This is a genomic window from Verrucomicrobiota bacterium, from assembly GCA_039027815.1.
Taxonomy (GTDB): Bacteria; Verrucomicrobiota; Verrucomicrobiia; order Verrucomicrobiales; family JBCCJK01; genus JBCCJK01.
The window spans coordinates 42,827-62,700 of record JBCCJK010000004.1; the positions used below are offsets into that span (position 1 = coordinate 42,827).

General features: G+C 55.8%; 15 protein-coding genes. 13 read left to right on the plus strand and 2 right to left on the minus strand.

Annotated features, from left to right (window positions below):
- The first annotated feature begins 43 nt into the window (after positions 1 to 43).
- The 4 genes from argJ (at position 44) to argF (ending at position 4,511) form a co-directional block, all read left to right on the plus strand.
- Entirely contained in the window at positions 44 to 1,294 is a 1,251-nt protein-coding gene (gene argJ, locus AAF555_02390; GenBank protein MEM6910406.1) for a bifunctional glutamate N-acetyltransferase/amino-acid acetyltransferase ArgJ, read from the plus strand.
- 101 nt (positions 1,295 to 1,395) lie between these two features.
- Entirely contained in the window at positions 1,396 to 2,271 is an 876-nt protein-coding gene (argB, locus tag AAF555_02395) for an acetylglutamate kinase (protein ID MEM6910407.1), read from the plus strand.
- A 60-nt stretch (positions 2,272 to 2,331) separates the two neighbouring features.
- The gene (locus AAF555_02400; protein ID MEM6910408.1) at positions 2,332 to 3,609 is read left to right on the plus strand and encodes an acetylornithine transaminase; all 1,278 of its coding nucleotides are present in this window, start codon (positions 2,332 to 2,334) and stop codon (positions 3,607 to 3,609) included.
- Positions 3,606 to 4,511: an ornithine carbamoyltransferase gene (gene argF, locus AAF555_02405; GenBank protein MEM6910409.1), complete on the plus strand. Its 906-nt coding sequence runs from the start codon at positions 3,606 to 3,608 to the stop codon at positions 4,509 to 4,511. The genes AAF555_02400 and argF overlap by 4 nt, the downstream gene beginning before the upstream one ends.
- A 224-nt stretch (positions 4,512 to 4,735) precedes the next feature.
- On the opposite strand, the gene AAF555_02410 is transcribed toward argF, so the two are convergent.
- Positions 4,736 to 5,719, minus strand: a complete 984-nt coding sequence (locus tag AAF555_02410) for a GDP-mannose 4,6-dehydratase (protein MEM6910410.1) — start codon at positions 5,717 to 5,719, stop codon at positions 4,736 to 4,738.
- Positions 5,716 to 8,094 carry a hypothetical protein gene (locus AAF555_02415; GenBank protein ID MEM6910411.1) on the minus strand — a complete coding sequence of 793 codons (2,379 nt, stop codon included), beginning with the start codon at positions 8,092 to 8,094 and terminating at the stop codon, positions 5,716 to 5,718. Before AAF555_02415 ends, AAF555_02410 begins: the two co-directional genes overlap by 4 nt.
- A 217-nt stretch (positions 8,095 to 8,311) precedes the next feature.
- Here AAF555_02415 and AAF555_02420 point away from each other — a divergent pair, with 217 nt between their 5' ends.
- The 9 genes from AAF555_02420 (at position 8,312) to AAF555_02460 (ending at position 19,869) form a co-directional block, all read left to right on the plus strand.
- Positions 8,312 to 9,685 (plus strand): UDP-glucose 6-dehydrogenase, encoded by a 1,374-nt coding sequence (locus AAF555_02420; protein MEM6910412.1) that lies wholly within the window; start codon positions 8,312 to 8,314, stop codon positions 9,683 to 9,685.
- Positions 9,686 to 9,720: 35 nt separating this feature from the next.
- Complete coding sequence (gene gmd, locus AAF555_02425) at positions 9,721 to 10,776, plus strand: GDP-mannose 4,6-dehydratase (GenBank protein MEM6910413.1); 1,056 nt, start codon at positions 9,721 to 9,723, stop codon at positions 10,774 to 10,776.
- Positions 10,777 to 10,856: 80 nt separating this feature from the next.
- The gene (locus tag AAF555_02430; protein ID MEM6910414.1) at positions 10,857 to 11,807 is read left to right on the plus strand and encodes a GDP-L-fucose synthase; all 951 of its coding nucleotides are present in this window, start codon (positions 10,857 to 10,859) and stop codon (positions 11,805 to 11,807) included.
- Positions 11,804 to 12,628 carry a 3'(2'),5'-bisphosphate nucleotidase CysQ gene (cysQ, locus tag AAF555_02435; protein ID MEM6910415.1) on the plus strand — a complete coding sequence of 275 codons (825 nt, stop codon included), beginning with the start codon at positions 11,804 to 11,806 and terminating at the stop codon, positions 12,626 to 12,628. Before AAF555_02430 ends, cysQ begins: the two co-directional genes overlap by 4 nt.
- Before the next feature lie 223 nt (positions 12,629 to 12,851).
- Positions 12,852 to 13,706, plus strand: a complete 855-nt coding sequence (kdsA, locus tag AAF555_02440) for a 3-deoxy-8-phosphooctulonate synthase (GenBank protein MEM6910416.1) — start codon at positions 12,852 to 12,854, stop codon at positions 13,704 to 13,706.
- A gap of 32 nt (positions 13,707 to 13,738) precedes the next feature.
- Positions 13,739 to 15,472, plus strand: coding sequence for a 3-deoxy-manno-octulosonate cytidylyltransferase (gene kdsB / locus AAF555_02445; protein MEM6910417.1), 1,734 nt, complete (start codon positions 13,739 to 13,741; stop codon positions 15,470 to 15,472).
- A 151-nt stretch (positions 15,473 to 15,623) separates the two neighbouring features.
- Positions 15,624 to 16,685, plus strand: coding sequence for an NAD-dependent epimerase/dehydratase family protein (locus tag AAF555_02450; GenBank protein ID MEM6910418.1), 1,062 nt, complete (start codon positions 15,624 to 15,626; stop codon positions 16,683 to 16,685).
- A gap of 127 nt (positions 16,686 to 16,812) precedes the next feature.
- Positions 16,813 to 17,952, plus strand: coding sequence for an NAD-dependent epimerase/dehydratase family protein (locus AAF555_02455; GenBank protein MEM6910419.1), 1,140 nt, complete (start codon positions 16,813 to 16,815; stop codon positions 17,950 to 17,952).
- 156 nt (positions 17,953 to 18,108) lie between these two features.
- Positions 18,109 to 19,869, plus strand: a complete 1,761-nt coding sequence (locus AAF555_02460; protein MEM6910420.1) for an ABC transporter ATP-binding protein — start codon at positions 18,109 to 18,111, stop codon at positions 19,867 to 19,869.
- The last annotated feature ends 5 nt before the right edge of the window (positions 19,870 to 19,874 follow it).

Below are 19,874 nucleotides of genomic sequence, written 5' to 3' on the forward strand. Positions count from 1 at the left end.
GGCGACCCGGTAGACTGCGGCGCTCAGGAGAACGGTGGCTTCCATGGAATTGGTGACGAAGAAGATCAAAGGCGGCGGCGTGACTTCGCCCAAAGGATTCAAAGCGGCCGCCGTGGGCTGTGGAATCAAAACCCCCGAAGTCCTCCGTTCAGACTTGGCTCTGATCTACTCCGAGCTTCCGGCCGCTTCCTCCGCACTTTTCACTCTAAATAAAGTCAAGGCGGCCCCCATTCGAGTGTCACAGACCCACCTCCGCGCCAAAGAGGTGCGGGCCTTCCTGATGAACAGCGGCAATGCCAACGCCTGCACGGGGCCGCGGGGAATTCAGGATGCGAGACGGCTCTGCCGGGAGACGGCTAGGCTGCTCGACTTGCGTCAGCGTCAGGTCCTGATTTCTTCCACCGGCATCATCGGCCTGCCTCTGCCAATGGACCTCATGATGCCCAAACTGCCTGATTTGGTTTCGCAGTTGGGTAGCACCCATGAGCATGGTCTTCAGGTGGCGGAGGCCATTCTGACTAGCGATACCCGGCCGAAATCACGCGCTCTTTCTCTCGAGCTGAGTGGAGGAACCATCCGAATAGGGGCGGTGGCCAAAGGGGCTGGGATGATCTCCCCGAACATGGCCACCATGCTCTGTTTCGTCACAACCGACGCCGCCATCCAGCCGGGAGAACTCCAGAGGTCGCTTCATTACGCCGTGGAGCAATCGTTCAATCGCATCTCGGTGGATGGCGATATGAGCACCAATGACACGGTGCAGCTCATGGCCAACGGAGCCGCTGGGAACAAGCCGATCAAGGCCGGTTCGGCCGATGCCCGGCTCTTTCGGGAGGCGCTGGAGCAGCTTTTGGTGAAGACGGCCAAGGCGCTTGTCAAAGACGGTGAGAAAGTCACCAAGTTCGTGGAACTGCACGTCAAAGGAGCCTCTACTTTGACCGACGCCAAGAAAGTCGCGGAGGCAGTTGGCAATTCCAAGTTGGTCCAGTCCTCTTGGAATGGGGAGGATCCCAACTGGGGTCGGATCATGCACGCAGTGGGCTATGCCAAAGCCCGAATACGGGAAGAGATGATCGATATCTACTTCGATGGCTTGGCGGCAGCCCGCTCCGGGATGATGGCGGACACCGGGGTGACGCAGTTGCGCAATGTCGTGAAGAAGAATCGTTTCTCCGTCACAATCGATCTCGGCTTGGGCAATGCCGAGTATGTTCTCTTTTGTTCGGATCTTTCGCCTGAGTATGTGGAATACAATCGCTCGGAATACGCGGCTTGGCGGCGATTGAAAAAGTGAGCGCGGACTCGCTCCCAGAGGGGTTGGGCGAGAAAACAGGAACTTGATAATTCCTGACGCTCCGCCAGACTGACGATTCCCCTTTTCGGGAGAATTTTGCGATGACTGATCCAGGAACAGCCAAAACGGAAGTCCTGCTGGAGGCACTGCCTTACATGCAGCAATTCCGCGGATTGACCTTCCTGATCAAGGTCGGTGGGAGCGCCATGGAGGATGAGGAACTGCTTCGCAGCCTTTTGCGGGACGTCGTCTTTCTGGAAGCCGTTGGCATCAATCCAGTCATCGTGCACGGCGGCGGAAAGGCCATTTCCCAAGCCATGGAACGGAAAAATCTCGAGCCCCAATGGGTCTCTGGACTCCGAGTGACGGATCGAGAGGCGGTCCGGGTGGTCGAAGAAACGCTCGGGCGCGTCATCAACCCCGCCCTGGTCGAGATGCTCCGAGGCCTCGGGGGCCGGGCCACCGGGGTGCCTGGCAAATCGGTTTTCCAAGCCTCCCGCATGTCGGCCCAGGGAGCCGACGGCCAGGTGGTCTCGTTGGGCTTTGTGGGGCAAGTGGAGGAGGTCGATCCGGGATTGGTCGATGCCGTGGTCCAAGGCGAGCAGGTCCCCGTGGTCACTCCCTTAGGCAATGAGCCCGAGACGGGGGCGACTCTCAATGTGAATGCGGACTTGGCCGCCAGTGCCCTCGCTTGTGAGATGAGAGTGACCAAGCTGATCTATCTCAGTGATGTGCGAGGAGTCTTGCGCAACGCGTCCCAGGAAGAGTCCCTCATTCCCAGCATTGCCCAAGGTGAGATCGAGGGTCTTATCGAAAAGAAAGTTATCCAAGGAGGGATGATTCCGAAAGTTCGCTCGGCCTCCCAAGCCCTCGATGCCGGCGTAAAAAAAGTCCACTTGATCGATGGTCGCATCAAACACGCCCTCCTTTTGGAAGTTTTCACCGACCTTGGCATCGGGACCGAGATTGTCCGCTGATTCGGTTTGCCATCGCTCCGCCAAGACGGCCTCTTTTGGGCTCAGCCCCACCTTATGAACATGCAAACTACCGCCCTGACCGACCAATGGATCGTGCCCACCTATGGGCGGCTTCCGGTGGCGTTGGAGCTTGGTCGGGGAACGGAGGTTTGGGACGAGGACGGGAAGCGCTACCTGGACTTTGCCATGGGAATCGCGACTTGCTCCCTCGGCCATTGTCCGGAGGTGATTCAGAAGACTTTGGCGGAGCAAAGCGCCCAGTTGATTCACTGCTCCAATCTCTTCCACATCCGAAAGCAAGCCGAGTTGGCGGCGCTCATCAGCGAAGAGTTTTTGCAGGCGCCTGGTCGGACCTTCTTCTGCAATAGCGGAGCGGAGGCCAATGAAGGGCTCTACAAATTGGCTCGTCGCTACGGGCAGGCCCGGCCCTCTCCCAACGGCCCTCGCTACGAAATTCTCACTTTCGAGGGCTCCTTTCACGGACGGACCCTGGCGGGCATTTCGGCCACGGCGCAGGAAAAGGTCAAGCAGGGTTTCGGGCCGCTCTTGCCAGGGTTTCGGCATCTGCCTTTCAATGATGTCGGCGCCTTGCAGCAAGCGGTCGGCCCCGAGACGGTCGCCATTTTGTTGGAGTGCGTGCAGGGGGAGGGGGGCATCCACGTCGCCACCCCCGCCTTTCTGCAAGCCATTCAGAAACTCTGCCAAGAGCAAGACCTGCTCTTGCTAGCGGACGAGGTGCAGGCGGGCTTTGGTCGCTGCGGGGAGCGCAATGCCTGGGAAGCGATTTTGCCGCAGTCGGAATGGGAGACCTTTCAGCCCGACGCTGTCAGTTGGGCCAAGGGCATGGGCGGGGGGCTGCCCATCGGAGCTTTTTGGATCCGAAACCAGAGCGATCGGACGACGGACCTACCCGCTCTTTTGGGCGCAGGCAGCCATGGGACGACCTACGGTGGCTCACCTCTCATGTCGGCGGTCTCCCGTGCGGTCCTGAGAGAGATTCTCGACCAAAATCTCATCGAGAATGCTCGCTCGCTGGGACACCAGAGCCGAAGTCAGATTGAGTCCTGGAACCACCCAGCCATCCAGGAAGTCAGAGGGCGCGGGCTTTTGCTTGGCATTCAGTTTGATGAGAAGGCTCTCGGCTACCTCTCGGAGAGCAAGCGATCTGGAAAACCGGTCATGGTGGCCTTAGTGGAACGACTTCTTGCGGATGGGCTTCTGACCGTGATGGCGGCTGGCGGGGTGCTGCGATTGTTGCCACCCTTGAACGTCTCGGCTTCCCAAATCGAAGAGGGACTGACCATCCTGAGAAAGACTTTAGACACTCTGGTAGAATGAAACACTTTTTAGCACTGAAAGACGTCTCAGGCGACGAGCTGCGGGACTTGATCCAACTGGGGGCCGAGCTAAAAGACCTCCGAGGAACGTCCGCTCATCCCCGCCCGCTCACGGGGCAGACTTGGGCCATGATTTTTAATAAATCGTCGACGCGAACGCGTGTCAGCTTTGAAGTAGGCGTCCGCGAACTCGGAGGCGATGTCATGATGCTCTCAGCCAGGGATCTGCAATTAGGTCGTGGCGAACCGATCAAGGACACGGCCAGAGTCCTAGGGCGCATGGTTCATGGAGCCATCATTCGCACCTTCGCTCAGCAGGATGTCGTGGATTTCGCTCACTACGCCAAGGTTCCCACCGTCAATGCTTTGACGGATGGAGAACACCCTTGCCAAGTGGTGGCGGATCTTCTCACGATTCAGGAACACGCCGGCGGTTGGGAGGGCAAGAAAATCGTGTATCTGGGCGATGGAGCCAACAACATGGCCTACTCCTGGATCTGGGCCTCTGTGAAATTAGGTTTTCAATTGGTGATTTCATCCCCTTTGGGCGAGCAACCCGATTTGCAAAATTTGGGAGTGTCCAGCGACTCTCCCGTGTCGATCGAGCCAGATCCGAAGGCCGCAGTCAGGGAGGCGGACGTTCTTTATACCGATGTCTGGGTCAGTATGGGGCAAGAGGACGCAGGCGAGACTAGAGAGCAAAAAATGGCGCCCTACCAAGTCAATCGTGCGCTGGTCGAGGCGACTGGGAAAGTGCCTTTGGTGCTACACTGTTTGCCGGCTTATCGCGGCAAGGAAATCGATGAGGAAACGCTGGAGGCCAACGCTACTGAGATTTTTGACCAAGCGGAGAATCGGCTCCATGCCCAGAAAGCCATTCTTCTTCGCTTGGCGGAGGCTTAAAGAAGAGGCTGACCGTCTCATACCAAGCTCCAGAATTCACTGGAAGAATGGAGGGAAGGTGTCGTGGGGAAGAGGTGCTGAAGCGCGGGGAAGGAAGAGCCGGAGTCTTTCGAGCCAGCCCTGCGTTGCTCCTCGGTTACGGTGCCGGCACCGAGGCCTCGTCGCGCCTTGGTCTGGCCCGAAATCCACTCGGCCATTCTACCAGCCAATTCTGCGGCTTGGTATCAGACCTGGATGTTTTTGAGCCAGGACTTGTTCTCGAGATACCACTGGACGGTCTGAGCCATGCCCTCTGCAAAATCGATTGTGGGGGACCAATCAAGAAGGCGCTTTGCTTTGGAAATGTCGGCCCAGGTTTCCCGCATGTCGGCGGCGTGGAAGGGTTGTTCATCGATGACAGCCTTTTTCCCTAGAAGCTTCTCAAAGGTTTCAATCATCTGGCGGATGGTGATGGGATTGTTCCCGCCCCCGAGATTGATAATCTCATAGCCGAGCGGTTTCATGGCCGCCACCGTTCCTTGGGCGATATCGTCGACGTGGGTGAAATCGCGGGCTTGGGAGCCATCACCATAGAGTGTAATGGGCGTCCCTTCGTCAATCCATTTGATGAATCGCAAGGGACTCATGTCGGGCCGTCCAGCGGGTCCATAGACAGTGAAATACCGAAGGACACTCACGTCGATTCCATAAAGCTTGTGCCAGGTGAAGGCTTGGACCTCCGCTGCTTTCTTCGAGGCGGCGTAGGGTGAGATCGGCTCATTCACGGGCAGGTCTTCGCGAAAAGGCATCGCTTGGCCGGCGTAGAGAGAAGAGGTCGAGGCCAGCACATATTTTTTGACCCCATGACGACGCATGGCTTCCAAGAGATGGAGCCCTCCCAAGACGTTTGTGGTGTAGTAAACCAGTGGGTTCTCCATGCTGTAGCGAACGCCGGCTCGAGCGGCGAGATTGAAGACTCCATCGAAGGAAAACTCTTCGAGCAGGGAATCGATGGCGGGGGCGCTTTCGATATCGAGAGAGCGAAACTCGAAACCCTCCTCTTTGCCAGCCACCTCCTTCAGTCGGGCCAGGCGCCAGTCTTTGATTCGGGTGTCGTAGTAATCGTTGCAGTTGTCCAGACCGACGACGCCATGGCCGGCAGCCACGAGTCGTTCGCTGACCTTGCTGCCAACAAATCCGGCCACGCCGGTCACGAGGAAGCGTTTCAAGAATTGAGTTTTTGGTTTTCTTGGATGAGCTGGAAAGAGGCCTTTTCTCCGATCTCGTCAATGGATTGTTGCACGACTCTCTCGCGTTCTAGGTGACTTTTGGGGAGTCTTGGCAGGCCATAGAAGATCTTTCGATGGTAAAGGAGGAGTGCCATCTCATCAGGAGCGAAGGGCCTTTTGGCGAGCTCTCGCCCGCTCTCAAAAAGATAGCGGTGAATGATTTCCGGATAGATCATCGGCCCGGCTGCATCTTTGCCTCCCAGGAGCGCGGTTGCGATGGGCAATGTGAAGTAGAGAACAATCAAGACCGCGGTCGCGGAGAGGAGGGAAATCCAGACCAGATTGCTGGTCTGGGTGCTGGCGATTTCTGTCGCTTGCCAGCTACCTTCGGCTGTTTCTTGCTCCTCGAGAATTCCGGGCAAGGTATAGGGTTCGATTTCTTGGGAGGAGAAGTCCGGATTTTGGAATTCCCGCATCACAAAATCTCCTTTGGCTTCGGTTTCCCCGTCCTCTTGCAAGGTGCGCAAGGTAAAGGTCTCCTCCTGCTTCTGCTGGGAAGCGAGGATGCGCTCGACAAAAGTGGGTTTCTCGCTGCTTTCACTGTTGGACTCGTCACCCAAAAGAAGACTTTGAATGACTTTCGTTTCCTGCGGCAAAAGCTCTTCCCAAGGCATTTCATCCAAAAAGACCGCCGCCCTCTCTTGCTTTCCATTGAGTGAAAGACTGGCCCCGTAGGCCACTGATTCGGATGGGGGAAGGGAGGTCCAATCGACGTTGACTTCATCGAAGAGCGAGAGGGCCTCGGAGGACTCGCCCAGCATTAAGAGAATTATGGCGAGGGAGGAGCGAAAATTGAGGATCTCAGGCTTGAGATCGACCAATTCTTGGAGCGCTTCTTTGCAATTTTCCAACTCCAGATCGCGGTGCAGCGCTGACAAATAGAAGTAGTTATTAAGAAGCTGAAGGTTGGTGGGCTCATACCGCAAGAGCTGGCGATTGGCCCGCATCAGCTCAAGACTGCGACCTTCCTGCGCTAGGATCGTGAAAAGGGGTTGGAGATCATTGGAGAGAGGAATCTTGCCGATTCCTAGACGAAGCGCCCCCATGAGGGCCTCCGAATAGACGCGGGAGTTTCCCACGGTTCTGGCTCTCGCGGCGATTTCCAGATAGTGATTTTCGGAACCATCCAAAGACGCTTCCCGCAGAGCCTGCTCCCAAGCGGCGGTTTCGGCGGCCTGGTTGCTCATCGTGCCCTTCAGCACCGCCTCCAAGCTCCGTAACTTCACCACTGAGATTCCTGAGGGTGGCTCTTGCATGGCGGCTTCGAGTGCTTCCAGTTGCCCGAGGGCTGCCAACGATTGATTCCTTAGATCAAAAAGCTCGAGGCTTTGGCTAGCGTCTTCCTCTGAGATCAGCTCCAGAATCTCGGAGTGCTCCCCAAACGTCCCGAGCCAGGTGGCGAGGTCTTTTGGGCTCTCCTCTCGAAATTCGGCAATGGCTTCCGCAAGGAGCGTCTCGGGCCTGACCGCTTGCTGGCGTAGCTGCTGGTGCCGCGCGATGAGTCGGTCGAGGGTCGTCGCTTCTTGTCTCTCGGCAATCCAAGCTTCGAGATCCGGAAGCACCTCCAAGTCCAAGAGAGGAATGGGGATTTGCCCTAGGAGACGAAATGCCTTCATCGCCACCTCCCCTTGCTCAGCGAGCAGGGCCGAGATCCAGCCTTGCGCTTCCCGCACCTCTCCGGCGCCGCCTTCTGTCAGGAGGATTTCGGCGAGGCGAAGGCGAAGTCTCGGTTCCTGAGAAAGGGTCAATTGCTGGTCGAGGAGCACGTCTTTCGCCTCCCCCCAGCGTCCGCGATCTTTCAGGTATTGCGCTTTTTCCAGTAAGATCGGGGGAGACTGCGCCTCTTGCGGATCCAGAGACTCGACCGCCCTCAGAAAAAAGACGGCAGCGGCATGCTTTCGAATCATGGGAAGCGACTCAGCCCGGTCGAGCGCAGTCGCCTCTGGATGGAAAAACAAGGCTTGGGCAAAGCGAGGATCCTTAGGGCGCTCCATCCCCTCGGCGGCTTGCTGGAGATGGCGCAAGGCTTCTAGGGCCCCATCGTCTCCCCGCAAACGGAGCGAAGCTAGGGCCAGTTGTTTTGCAAGGCCCCAGTCCTCGTTTGCAAGAGCTTCGGAAGACTTTTCCAGATTGACCGCCGCCCTCCACTCTTTTAGCCAGCGGTAGGCTGGTTTGGCTGAAAAATAGGCGGCAACGAGAAGTAGCAGCAAACCGGCTGCCAAGAGAGAAACGCGAATTCGAAACTTCCGCTTCATTTCACGCTCCTTGAGCTGCCACGGCTCGAGCTGACCTAGGTTGGGGTTGGTTTCGGGCATGCCTCAGTCAGCTTGAGACCGGGCGGCCTTCCTAGCAAGGCCTCTTGTAAAAGAACGATCTTTTCTTAGGATTTTCTACTTGCAATCAGAGGGCAAAACCGATTTAGCTCACGACGAGTGCAGGCTCCTCCACGGGGCTTCCACGTGCGGGAGCTTGGTTGATTGACCGGTTAAGGCTTTGTGGTTCGCCTTGGGCCACGTTTGGTAGGAAAGAAAGATGAAGATCTGTTGTCTGGGTGCGGGGTATGTTGGAGGGCCGACCATGGCTATGATTGCCTCGAAGGCACCAGGTGCCAAGGTCACGGTCTGTGATCTCAATCAGCAGCGGATTGATGCCTGGAATTCAGAAACTCTCCCCGTGTATGAGCCGGGTCTGGATGACTTGGTGAGGGAAGCTCGCGGGAAAAGCCTCTTCTTCAGCACCGACACGCGGACTCATATCAGAGAAGCAGACATCATCTTTGTGTCGGTGGGCACGCCCACCAAAACCTACGGCACGGGAGCCGGGCGTGCCGCCGATCTCCGATTCATCGAATTGGCAGCGCGAGAAATCGCCGACGTCGCCGAAGGTCCCAAGATCATAGTCGAAAAAAGCACCATTCCGGTCAAAACCGCCGAGGCCGTTCGGACCATTCTTTCGGCCAATTCAAAAAACGGGGAATTCCAGGTCCTCTCGAATCCCGAATTTCTGGCAGAGGGAACGGCCGTAGCGGATCTGGCCAATCCCGACCGCATCCTGATTGGTGGGGAACGAACCCCATCAGGGCAGAAAGCCATCCAAACCTTAGTCGATGTCTATGCGAGTTGGGTTCCCAGAGAGAAGATCATCACCACAAATCTTTGGTCTTCGGAGCTCTCCAAGTTGGTGGCCAATGCCTTTCTGGCTCAGCGTATTTCCTCCATCAATGCCATCTCAGCGCTTTGTGAGGCGACGGGAGCCGATGTGGATGAAGTCGCTCATGCGATCGGCCTTGATTCCCGCATCGGCCCGAAATTCTTGAAAGCCTCGGTCGGGTTCGGGGGCTCGTGTTTTCAAAAAGATATTTTGAACCTCGTTTATCTCTGTGAGCACTTCGGTCTCCCGCAGGTCGCCCGTTACTGGGAAGAAGTCATCGCCATGAATGACTACCAGAAATCGCGATTCACAGAAAAAATTGTTAAAACCCTATTCAATACGGTAGCAGGCAAGAAGATTGCGGTCTTGGGATTTGCTTTCAAGAAGGACACCAACGATACCCGAGAATCGGCCGCCATTTATGTTGTCCGTGATCTTCTTATGGAGACGGCCAATCTGGCGATTTTTGATCCGAAGGTCCCCCGAGAGGCTATCATCGAAGATTTGTCTCATGTCGGTGTGCCTCGCGAGATCCTTGAGAATCATCTTGTGGTTTGCCAGGATGCCTATGAAGCAACCGAAAAGGCGCATGCCGTTGCTGTCATGACGGAATGGGAGGAATTCCAGCGGCTGGACTTTGCGAAAATTCACCAGGCCATGTATAAACCCGCCTTTGTCTTTGACGGTCGCAACATCCTTGATTTGGCTGCCATGAGGGAACACGGCTTTGAAGTCTATTCCATTGGCAAAGGCTGAGCACGCTGGGCGAGAGACTTATTGAATCACCTATTATGAAGAAAGCGCTTATTACCGGAATTACGGGACAAGATGGCTCCTATCTCACGGAACAACTCCTTGAAAAAGGATACGAAGTTCACGGGATGGTTCGTCGTGCTTCCTCCTTCAACACCGACCGGATCGAACATCTCTTTCAAGATCCTGAGGTATATGATCGTCGATTGTTTTTGCATTACGGTGATCTGACCGACTCCTCGAATTTGAATCGACTTCTCGAAAAAATTGCTCCCGATGAAATTTACAACCTGGGGGCGCAAAGTCATGTGCAAGTTTCATTTGAGGTGCCGGAATACACAGCCGAGGTCGATGGAGTCGGCACTCTTCGCTTTCTCGACGCCATCAAGGAGGTCGGACTGAAGGATAAGACCCGGTTTTACCAAGCATCGACCTCTGAGCTATACGGAAAAGTGCAGGAGGTTCCTCAGACGGAGAAAACACCTTTTTACCCCCGCTCACCCTACGCCGTGGCCAAACAATACTCTTACTGGATTGTGGTCAATTACCGGGAGTCTTACGATCTCCACGCTTCCAATGGGATTCTTTTCAATCACGAATCTCCGCGTCGTGGCGGGACCTTTGTCACCCGCAAAATCACCCAAGCAGTCGCCCGTATCAAACTGGGGCGCCAAGAAAAACTCTCTATGGGGAACATCGACGCCAAGCGCGACTGGGGCTATGCGCCCGAATACACCGAAGGCATGTGGCGAATTCTCCAGCAAGAAAATCCCGACGACTACGTCTTGGCGACCAATGAAACGACCACGGTCCGCGATTTCATTCGGATGGCTTTTTCCAATGCGGAGATGGAGATCGAGTTTGAGGGTGAAGGCGTCGACGAGAAAGCAACCGACCAAAAGACAGGCAAGGTGGTCGTCGATATCAATCCACGTTATTTCCGCCCCGCAGAGGTCGATCTCCTGATTGGCAATCCCGCCAAGGCTAAGGAAAAGTTAGGCTGGGAACCCAAGACGAAGGTCGAAGAGCTTTGCCGAATCATGGTGGAAGCCGACCTCAAGCTCGCTCAGGGCGGAGGGGCGCAGTTTGCTTGAGAGCGAAGACCTCACCCGAAAGGTCGGTCAGTTTTTGAATGTTGGGTTGGTTGTCGGCCCGACGTGGAGCCCAGTCTTTTATGAAAAGCTCGTCTAAAATCTATGTGGCAGGCCATCGGGGTATGGTGGGCTCTGCAATTTGTCGGGCACTCGAGGCCGAGGGCTATCCCAACCTCCTAACCCGCACTTCTGCCGAACTCGACCTAAGAGATCAAGCTGCCGTTCTCGCCTTTCTTAGGGGCGAAAAGCCAGAAGCTGTCGTGATTGCGGCTGCCAAAGTAGGGGGCATTCACGCCAATCAGACCTACCCAGCAGAGTTTCTCTATGACAACTTGGCTCTTGAAGCCAATCTCATTCACGGCAGCTACCAAGCTGGCATCGATCGAGTCCTTTTCTTAGGCTCATCTTGCATCTACCCCAAATTCGCACCTCAGCCCATGCCGGAGAGTTGCCTCCTCTCGGGGGAATTGGAGCCCACCAATGAGGCCTACGCCATCGCCAAGATCGCCGGCCTCAAACTCTGTGAATTCTATCGAAAGCAGTATGGGCTGACCTTCCACAGTGCCATGCCGACCAATCTTTATGGTCCAGGCGATAACTATCATCCGGACAACTCCCACGTTCTCCCAGCGCTCCTCCGGCGTTTTCATGAAGCCAAGCTGGAAGAGAAATCCGAAGTGGTCATGTGGGGCACGGGCACGCCCCTTCGTGAGTTCCTCCACGCCGATGACTGCGCCGCTGGGCTCTTGCATCTCTTGAAAATGGAAAATCCGCCCGACCTGGTCAACCTCGGTAGCGGCCAGGAGATCCGTATCAAAGACCTCGCGTATTTGGTGGCCGAGGTGGTGGGATACCGAGGCGAAATTAGCCACGATCTCAGCAAACCAGATGGCACCCCCCGCAAGCTCATGGATTCCAATCTTCTTTTCTCTCTTGGTTGGCGCCCTCGCTATGACCTTCGGGCAGGCATCGAAAACGCCTACCAAGACTTTCTTGCCCGCGAGGAAAGCGGCGATTTGCGCCAAAAATGAAAGACGATCCCGGCTTTCTGCTTGATCCCAATCGCATGCTCGCCTCCCTCCTTGCTCTCTCCCATCGAGCCGGCCTAGCCATTCTCGAACATTTCGGCCAAGACCTTCCGGCGGATAAGAAGGCTGATGATTCTCCACTCACCTTGGGCGATCTCGCTTCCCACCGGTGCATTGTGGAAGGCCTGAAAGCGGAGTATCCTGACATCCCCATCGTCTCCGAAGAGAATCCCGAAGCCATCGATGTTTCGCAAGCCGAGCGCTACTGGATGGTCGATCCGTTGGATGGGACCAAAGAATTCATCAAGAAAACCGGCTACTTCACTGTCAACATCGCGTTGATTGAGGATCATTGTCCCATCCTAGGCGTCATCCACGTCCCCGTTCATGGGACGACCTACTACGCAGACCCTACGGGTGCTTGGAAACAGGAAAAAGATGCCGAGGCCATTCCTATTCAGACAGCCCCGTGCCCTCCGCCGACCACTGAGTCTCCCCTGCGATTGGTCGCTAGCCGAGACCACGCGGGACCTGCGGTCGAAGCGCTCCTCCAGCGATATCCGAAAGCGGAATGTCTTAGCATAGGTAGCTCGCTCAAGTTTTGTCTGGTTGCCGAAGGCAAAGCGGACGCCTACCTTCGTGACATCCCCACCATGGAATGGGACACCGGAGCGGCCCAAGCCATTGTCAGCGCAGCTGGCGGAGCGGTCCAAACTTGGCCCGACCTGAGAGAGCTTCGCTATGGCAAACCTGAGTTTCGCAATGGAGCGCTCCTGACCGTGGGGCGAAGGGAAATCGCGCAAGCGCTTGCGGGGGGCGAGTAGCGAGGTCCTGAGAGCAGTCGCTGTCGGGAAATTGCCTCATTCCTGAGCATCGCCAAAGACTCCGCTAGCCCACTCCGCACCCAACTCCGAATTGGCATGAAAGCGGAATTTCTCGGTTGCGCCCACGCTTTCAACTGCGCTGACGAAGCTCGCTCACTTGGAAGAATCCGAGCCTCCTTGATCCAGAAACATCGGAACTCCTCCAAGTAATCTACCGATTCGCATGCCAGACCTCGCTTCTCGCCCCTCGTCTCTCGTTTCATCAAAATCAGCTCCGCTGATTTTGATCCTCGGCCCCTGTAGTCTGGAGTCCTACGAACTGTCCGCCCGAGTCGCTGAAGTTCTCGCGACCTTGCAAGCAAAGGCCGAGGACATCCAAATCTATTTCAAAGGGTCCTACGACAAGGCCAATCGCACCTCTCTTGGCAGCGAACGTGGCCCCGGACTGGAGGAAGGGCTTACGATTCATCAAAAGATCAAAGACCAGTTCGGTCTGCCCTGCTTGACCGATATTCACTCGCCCAGCCAGGCGTCCACCGTCGCCGAGGTCTGCGATGTCCTCCAGATCCCCGCCTTCCTTTGCCGCCAGACCGATCTCCTGACAGCCGCAGCCGCCACTGACGCCATTGTCAATGTGAAGAAAGGCCAGTTTCTTTCCCCTTACGAAATGCCCTTTGTCGTCAAAAAGCTTGAAGACAGTGGCGCCAAAGGCATCTGGCAAACCGAGCGAGGCACCACCTTTGGCTATCAGAATCTCGTCGTAGACATGCGCAGCTTCCCGCTCATGGCCGCCAACGGTCATCCCACCATCATGGACGCCACCCACGCCGTCCAAATGCCGGGTGCTGGGGCGGGAACCACTTCTGGCCGTAGAGAATTCGTGCCCTCTTTGGCGAAAGCGGCCTTAGCTGCCGGTGCAAGAGGGGTGTTTCTCGAGACTCATCCCGATCCGAATTCAGCAGTCAGTGACGGCCCGAATCAAGTGCCCTTGGAGCAACTTGGAGCCCTTCTTGACCAATTGGTTGCGCTATGGCGATTGGTTTCCTCTCAAGAGGATCTAGATATTCAAAGCGCCTAGTAGCTTTCCCTTGTCACCGCGAGGTGTTCTGTATGAACTGTGTGATTGTGATTCCGGCAAGGCTGGCTTCCAGCCGCTTTCCGGAAAAGCTTCTGCAGCCTCTAGCGGGTAAGTCTGTTTTGCAACGCACTTGGGAGCAAGCGCAGCAAGTCCAGGGAGCGCAACGGGTGGTGGTTGCCGCTGATTCCCAAAGAGTTGCCGAGCATGTGGCTTCTTTTGGTGGTGAGGCCTTTCTCACTGACCCTGCGCTAGCGTCCGGGACACTTCGCATCCACGCGGTTCTTGATCAGCTAGAGGCCGACTTTGTCTTGAACGTTCAAGCGGATGAACCGCTCATTTCTCCCCATTTGCTCGACCGCTTGGTAGAGGCTGCCAAGACTACTCATTGTGACATTGTGACAGCGGTCACTCCTATTGATGAGCTGGATGATGTCTTTGACTCGAATGTGGTCAAGGCTGTTCTGGCCCCTGATGGCCGCGTGCTGTATTTCTCCCGTAATCCCGCACCTTTTGTGAGAGACCGAGAACGGCTTGATTGGATGAAGGAAACGACCTTTTATCGCCACATTGGCACCTACGGATATACCCCTGAGGCCCTACGGTGGTATGCCTCTCAGCAGCCTACAAATCTTGAAGAGGTGGAAAAGCTTGAACAACTGCGCTTCTCTGCAGCTTCTTGGAAGTTTCAGACGGTTGTAACTGAAGAGTTTTCTTCAGGAATCGACATACCCCAAGACTTGGTCCGTGCCCACGAAATCTTAGAGGAAGCCAATCAGCAGACTTCCAAGACGGTTTCTCCCCATTATCTCACAGCACGCGAAGTGATTTACCGTGAGGTGGACGCTTTAGAAGAGCTTTTGGAGCGGAATCGTGAGGGCATTTCCACCGTTGTGGAGCTTCTCCTTCAGGCCACTGGAAAGATTGTGGTCGCTGGCTTGGGAAAGTCGGGGCTGGTTGGCCAAAAAATGGCTTCTACCTTCACCAGCACAGGTAGTCCAGCGGTTTTCCTGAGTGCGGCCGAGGCACTCCACGGGGACCTTGGCGTGGTGGAAAAGGGAGATGTAGTGTTGATGATCAGCAACAGCGCGTCCACCGCCGAACTGAGTTCGATGATGCCAAGTCTTCGACAGTTGGGAGTGCAGGTAGCGGGATTGTTTGGGAAAACCTCCACCTCGCTAGCAAATTCTGTGGATGCGGTATTGGACATCGGAGCCGATAGAGAAGCTTGCCCTCTCAACTTGGCTCCCATGACTACCACGACCAACACGCTAGTGATGGGGGACGCATTGGCTGCCGCCTTGATGAAGAGCCGAGGCTTTACTCCGGAGGAATTTGCCACCTATCATCCGGGAGGAGCTCTCGGTCGGAAGCTTCTCTTCTCTGTCGATGATGTGATTGCCCACGATGCCGAAGTTCCCACCGTTTCTCCAGAGAGCTCTTTGCGGGATGTGGTAATCGCCATCAGCCAAGGTGTTTTCGGAGCAGTTTGTGTGGTCGAGAAAAATGGGGAACCGAACCAGCCAAGCCATGAGAAGGCCGTAGGCATAATAACCGACGGAGACATTCGGCGACATTTGCTAGAGAGTGACGATCTCTCCGTTCGGGCAAAAGCCATTATGACAAGCAACCCCATCGTTGCGGCACCGGAGCTCCCTCTAGGTCAGTGTCTCGAGTTGATGGAGTCTAAGAGAGTTTATGTGCTTCCTGTTGTCTCTTCCGAAGGGACCCTGCGAGGGATGATCCGCATGCATGACATCGTCAGCTAGACAGCCGCGAAGCCCTGCCGCTATTTCGTCCACACGGGCAAACAGTCGCCCTGTTTTATCCTGTTTTGCCATTATCTTCGTCTTCGGTGAGGGAACTTAGCTTATTTTAGCCACGAACCACAAATCTAACGACCATATCCTTTCTTCCTTAATGAAAAAGCTTCTAGTCACAGGATCATCGGGTCTAATCGGATCAGAGGTGTGTGTTCACTTCGCAAAGGTGGGGTGGAAGATCCATGGCGTGGACAACAATCAACGCGCGACCTTCTTCGGTCCTCAGGGTGATACCCGGTGGAACCAGCAACGTCTCGAACGAGAACTGGAAGGTTTTCACCACCACGAACTCGATATCCGGGACCGAGATGGAGTGATTCGATTGCTTACAGAGCTCAAGCCGGATGCCATCGTCCACACCGCCGCCCAGCCCTCCCATGACCGAGCCGCGGCCATTCCCTTTGATGATTTTGACACCAACGCGGTGGGCACGCTCAATCTGCTGGAGGCCACCCGCCAGTCAGTGCCAGACTCACCGTTCGTCCACATGTCGACCAACAAGGTCTACGGGGACCGGCCCAACACGATCGCCCTGAAGGAGCTGGACACCCGCTGGGACTATGATGATCCGGCCTACGCGGACGGTATCGACGAGAACTTCCCGATCGACCAGTCCAAGCACTCCCTCTTCGGTGCCTCGAAAGTGGCGGCCGACGTGATGGTCCAAGAATACGGACGCTATTTCCACATGCCGACGTGCTGTCTGCGGGGGGGATGCCTGACCGGCCCGAACCACTCCGGGGTCGAGCTCCATGGCTTCCTGAGTTTCCTCGTCAAATGCAACTTGGAAGGGCGCGAATACAAGGTCTTTGGCTACAAGGGAAAGCAAGTTCGCGACAATATCCATTCCCACGATGTGGCGCGCTTTATCGAGGAGTTTCTAAAGGCCCCTCGTGAAGCGGAGATCTACAACATCGGCGGTGGCCGGGACAATTCCTGCTCGATCTGGGAAGCCTTCAAGATTGCCGAGAAATTTTCCGGCCGGAAGCAGGTCTACCAATATGTCGAGGATAACCGGATCGGGGACCACATCTGCTACATTTCCAACCTTGAAAAGATGAAAAAACACTATCCCGCTTGGAGCATCACGGTATCTCTCGAAGAAACCATCCGACAAATCGTCGAGGCGGCGACGGTTAAATCAAAAGCCAAATCTTGAATTACTCCACAACTTTACGTTTCTACTCGTCAAGCCTGAACATTCCTGTCGCGGCTTCAATCAACCCGGCCTGCAACTTGAACTCTACAGCGAATGCGGCTTGAATAAGAATCCTGAAATTAGAAACTTGAAACTGCTCATTACCGGTATTTGTGGCTTTGTCGGATCAACATTGGCCAAGACAATTCGTGCGGCCCATCCCGACTGGGAGATCGTTGGGATTGAAAACTTCTCTCGCGCCGGTTCTTGGATCAACAAGCAATCGCTCCTTGAACTTGGAGTGCAGTTGGTCGTCGGGGACATTCGGAACGCATCGGACTTGGAAACTCTCCCAGCCTGCGACTGGGTGATCGACGCGGCCGCCAATCCATCCGTCCTCGCCGGCGTGGATGGCAAGACCAGCTCTCGCCAGCTCGTCGAACACAACCTGCAGGGAACCATCAATCTCCTCGAATATTGCAAGAACCATCAAGCGGGATTCATTTTGCTTTCGACCAGCCGCGTCTATTCGATCCCGGGACTGGTGAATCTGGAACTGGAGGTCGTCCCTGGAAAGGGCGCCGGGCGTTACGCGCCAAAAACCGGCCAGGTGTTTCCGGATGGCCTCTCGCCCCTGGGCGTCTCGGAGCAATACTCGACTTTGCCTCCAGTCTCTCTTTATGGATCCACCAAGGTGGCTAGTGAGCACCTCGCGTTAGAGTATGGCTCAACCTTCGATTTCCCGGTCTGGATCAACCGCTGCGGAGTCATGGCCGGCGCCGGCCAGTTTGGCCACCCCGCCCAGGGCATCTTCGCCTTTTGGATTCACGCCTTCAGGGAAGGCCGCCCGCTCAAGTACATCGGGTTCGATGGACTCGGCCACCAAGTCCGTGATTGCCTCCACCCCCGCGACCTTGTCCCCATTTTCGAACAACAGTTCAACGGGGGACCACGAGAAACCAAGAACATGAAACCAGAAACCAGCAACATCGTGAACCTCTCGGGAGGCCTTGCGAACTCCATGTCCCTTTCTGAGCTCACCGCTTGGTGCCGCCAGCGCTTTCCCAATTCAGCCACGGCGGGTTCTCTTCCCAAACCTGATGCGTTTCCGCCGTCTGCTGTTTCACAGGAGGTTCGTCCCTTCGATATCGGCTGGATGATCCTTGATCCGACCCTAGCCTTCAAGGCTTGGAACTGGCGACCTCAGTCGCCATTCTTGGGAGTCTGTGAAGAGATCGCCGCCTTCGCGGAGACTCAAGCCAATTGGCTTGGTGTGACGATTGGGTAGAGGAGCCGCCGAAGGGCCACGCTTTCCGTGGATCGAACAGCCCTTTGCGGGCTATGTCTAATTTCAGCAATTTTGATCAGTATTTCCAGTGCGATTGATCTTTTTCGGAAGGTCTACTCCTTGGTTCGACCTTATGGTCGGAAGAGGCTGCTTCTGGTGGCGATCATTGTCGTTGTCCAAGGCCTCATGGAGGTCGCTGGCGTTGCGTCGATCTTTCCGTTTCTCGCATTGGCGACGAACCCCGAGGAGTTTCGAAACTCCTGGTTTGGTCAGTTCCTATTGGAGACGCTCCCGCCAATGGACGATTCATCTCTCCTCTTTACAGCCGGAATTGCCTCGCTTCTGGTCCTTCTCCTCTCGAACGGCCTGCGGCTTTTCAGCGATTACGCCAAGGCCAGCTATGGGCAAGGATTCGGGCACTGGCTGCGTGTTCGGATGCTGGAGGAAATGGTAACCCAGCCGTGGAGCTTCTTTCTTGAAAACAATACCGGTGTGTTGCTGAAGAAGATAGCGGGGGACGTCATGATGTTTGTCAACCAGGTCCTGTTGGCAATTCTCGAGGGGTTCTCGCGTCTCGTTTCGGTGGTGTTCCTGGTGGCGATGATACTGTTCATCGATGCGAAGGTCGCGCTCTCGGCAGGGGCGCTCGTCCTCGTATTCTATGTCCTTGTGTTCCGCGTCCTTGGCAGGCTGCGTCGACGCCTCTCAGACCAGGCAAAGGATGGCCTGCGAGGAGCGATGAAGGAAGGGCAACAGGTCCTTGGAGGGATCAAACCGATCAAGGTTTCCTTGAGGGAGGGATACTTTCTGGAGCGATACGGACGCTTCTCCCAAGTGCTGTGCCATGTTGGGGTGCGTCTTCCCCTCGTCCAACACGGCCCGAAGTATCTGCTTGAACCGATGGCATTCGGGGGGCTCATCGCCTTTGTGCTCTTGAGTGTGGCCCAAGGGAAGAACCTAGTCACCCTTGCCCCTCTTTTGGGGGTGATCGGGTTCGCCGCTTATCGATTATTGCCAGCCGCCCAATTACTCTACGCGCAGGTGTCTCAAGTATCGAACTATCGGCATGCGCTGGAGGAGATCCATGAGGAGTTCAATAGAACTCCGGTCTTCCTCTCTTACGAGAGATTGCCTGTCAGAAAGCGACTGCTTCAAAGGGAGACGTTGGCTTGGCGGAACGAGATCCGCCTAGAGCAGCTTTCCTTTGTATACCCGGAAGCAGAAAAACCAGTAATTTCCAACCTTTCCTTGCAGATTCCACGGAACGCAGCGGTCGGTATCATTGGACCTACCGGATCTGGCAAGTCAACACTCGTTGACCTAATCCTTGGGCTCCACCGGCCTACTGGGGGGCAAATTCTGGTGGATGGGACAGAAATCTCGCCGCAGAATGTGCGAGAGTGGCAGGCGGGTATTGGCTATGTCCCACAGGATGTCTTCTTGATTGACGACTCCATCGCCCGCAACATCGCCTTCGGGCTCGATGATGAAGAGATCGATCAAGCCCAGCTGCGGGAGGCGGCCGAAGCCGCACAAATCCTCGAGTTCATCGAAGGTGACCTGTCCGCCGGATTTGAGACTGTAGTCGGAGAACGAGGGGTGCGGCTTTCCGGAGGGCAACGGCAGCGGTTGGCCTTAGCTCGTGCCCTCTATGGCAGCCCGTCCCTGCTCGTTCTCGATGAGGCCACCAGCGCTTTGGATAACGAGACGGAGGCTGTCGTCATGTCCGCGATTCGACGCCTTCAGGGCTCGATCACCATGATCATCGTTGCTCACCGACTGAGTACAATTGAAGAGTGCTCAACTGTGCTCAGGTTGGATCGCGGAGTCGGACGCCTTGTCGAACTGGCCGATGAATCTATTGGGACTACCAACAATGATGGGGTGAATGTTACGGATGCGAAAGAGACGAGGTAGATATT

Bases quoted from the DNA above. Each gene is read 5' to 3' on its own strand.
- argJ (MEM6910406.1), top strand. From the start codon at position 44: ATGGAATTGGTGACGAAGAAGATCAAAGGCGGCGGCGTGACTTCGCCC.
- argB (MEM6910407.1), top strand. From the start codon at position 1,396: ATGACTGATCCAGGAACAGCCAAAACGGAAGTCCTGCTGGAGGCACTG.
- AAF555_02400 (MEM6910408.1), top strand. From the start codon at position 2,332: ATGCAAACTACCGCCCTGACCGACCAATGGATCGTGCCCACCTATGGG.
- argF (MEM6910409.1), top strand. From the start codon at position 3,606: ATGAAACACTTTTTAGCACTGAAAGACGTCTCAGGCGACGAGCTGCGG.
- AAF555_02415 (MEM6910411.1), bottom strand. From the start codon at position 8,094: ATGCCCGAAACCAACCCCAACCTAGGTCAGCTCGAGCCGTGGCAGCTC.
- AAF555_02420 (MEM6910412.1), top strand. From the start codon at position 8,312: ATGAAGATCTGTTGTCTGGGTGCGGGGTATGTTGGAGGGCCGACCATG.
- gmd (MEM6910413.1), top strand. From the start codon at position 9,721: ATGAAGAAAGCGCTTATTACCGGAATTACGGGACAAGATGGCTCCTAT.
- AAF555_02430 (MEM6910414.1), top strand. From the start codon at position 10,857: ATGAAAAGCTCGTCTAAAATCTATGTGGCAGGCCATCGGGGTATGGTG.
- cysQ (MEM6910415.1), top strand. From the start codon at position 11,804: ATGAAAGACGATCCCGGCTTTCTGCTTGATCCCAATCGCATGCTCGCC.
- kdsA (MEM6910416.1), top strand. From the start codon at position 12,852: ATGCCAGACCTCGCTTCTCGCCCCTCGTCTCTCGTTTCATCAAAATCA.
- kdsB (MEM6910417.1), top strand. From the start codon at position 13,739: ATGAACTGTGTGATTGTGATTCCGGCAAGGCTGGCTTCCAGCCGCTTT.
- AAF555_02450 (MEM6910418.1), top strand. From the start codon at position 15,624: ATGAAAAAGCTTCTAGTCACAGGATCATCGGGTCTAATCGGATCAGAG.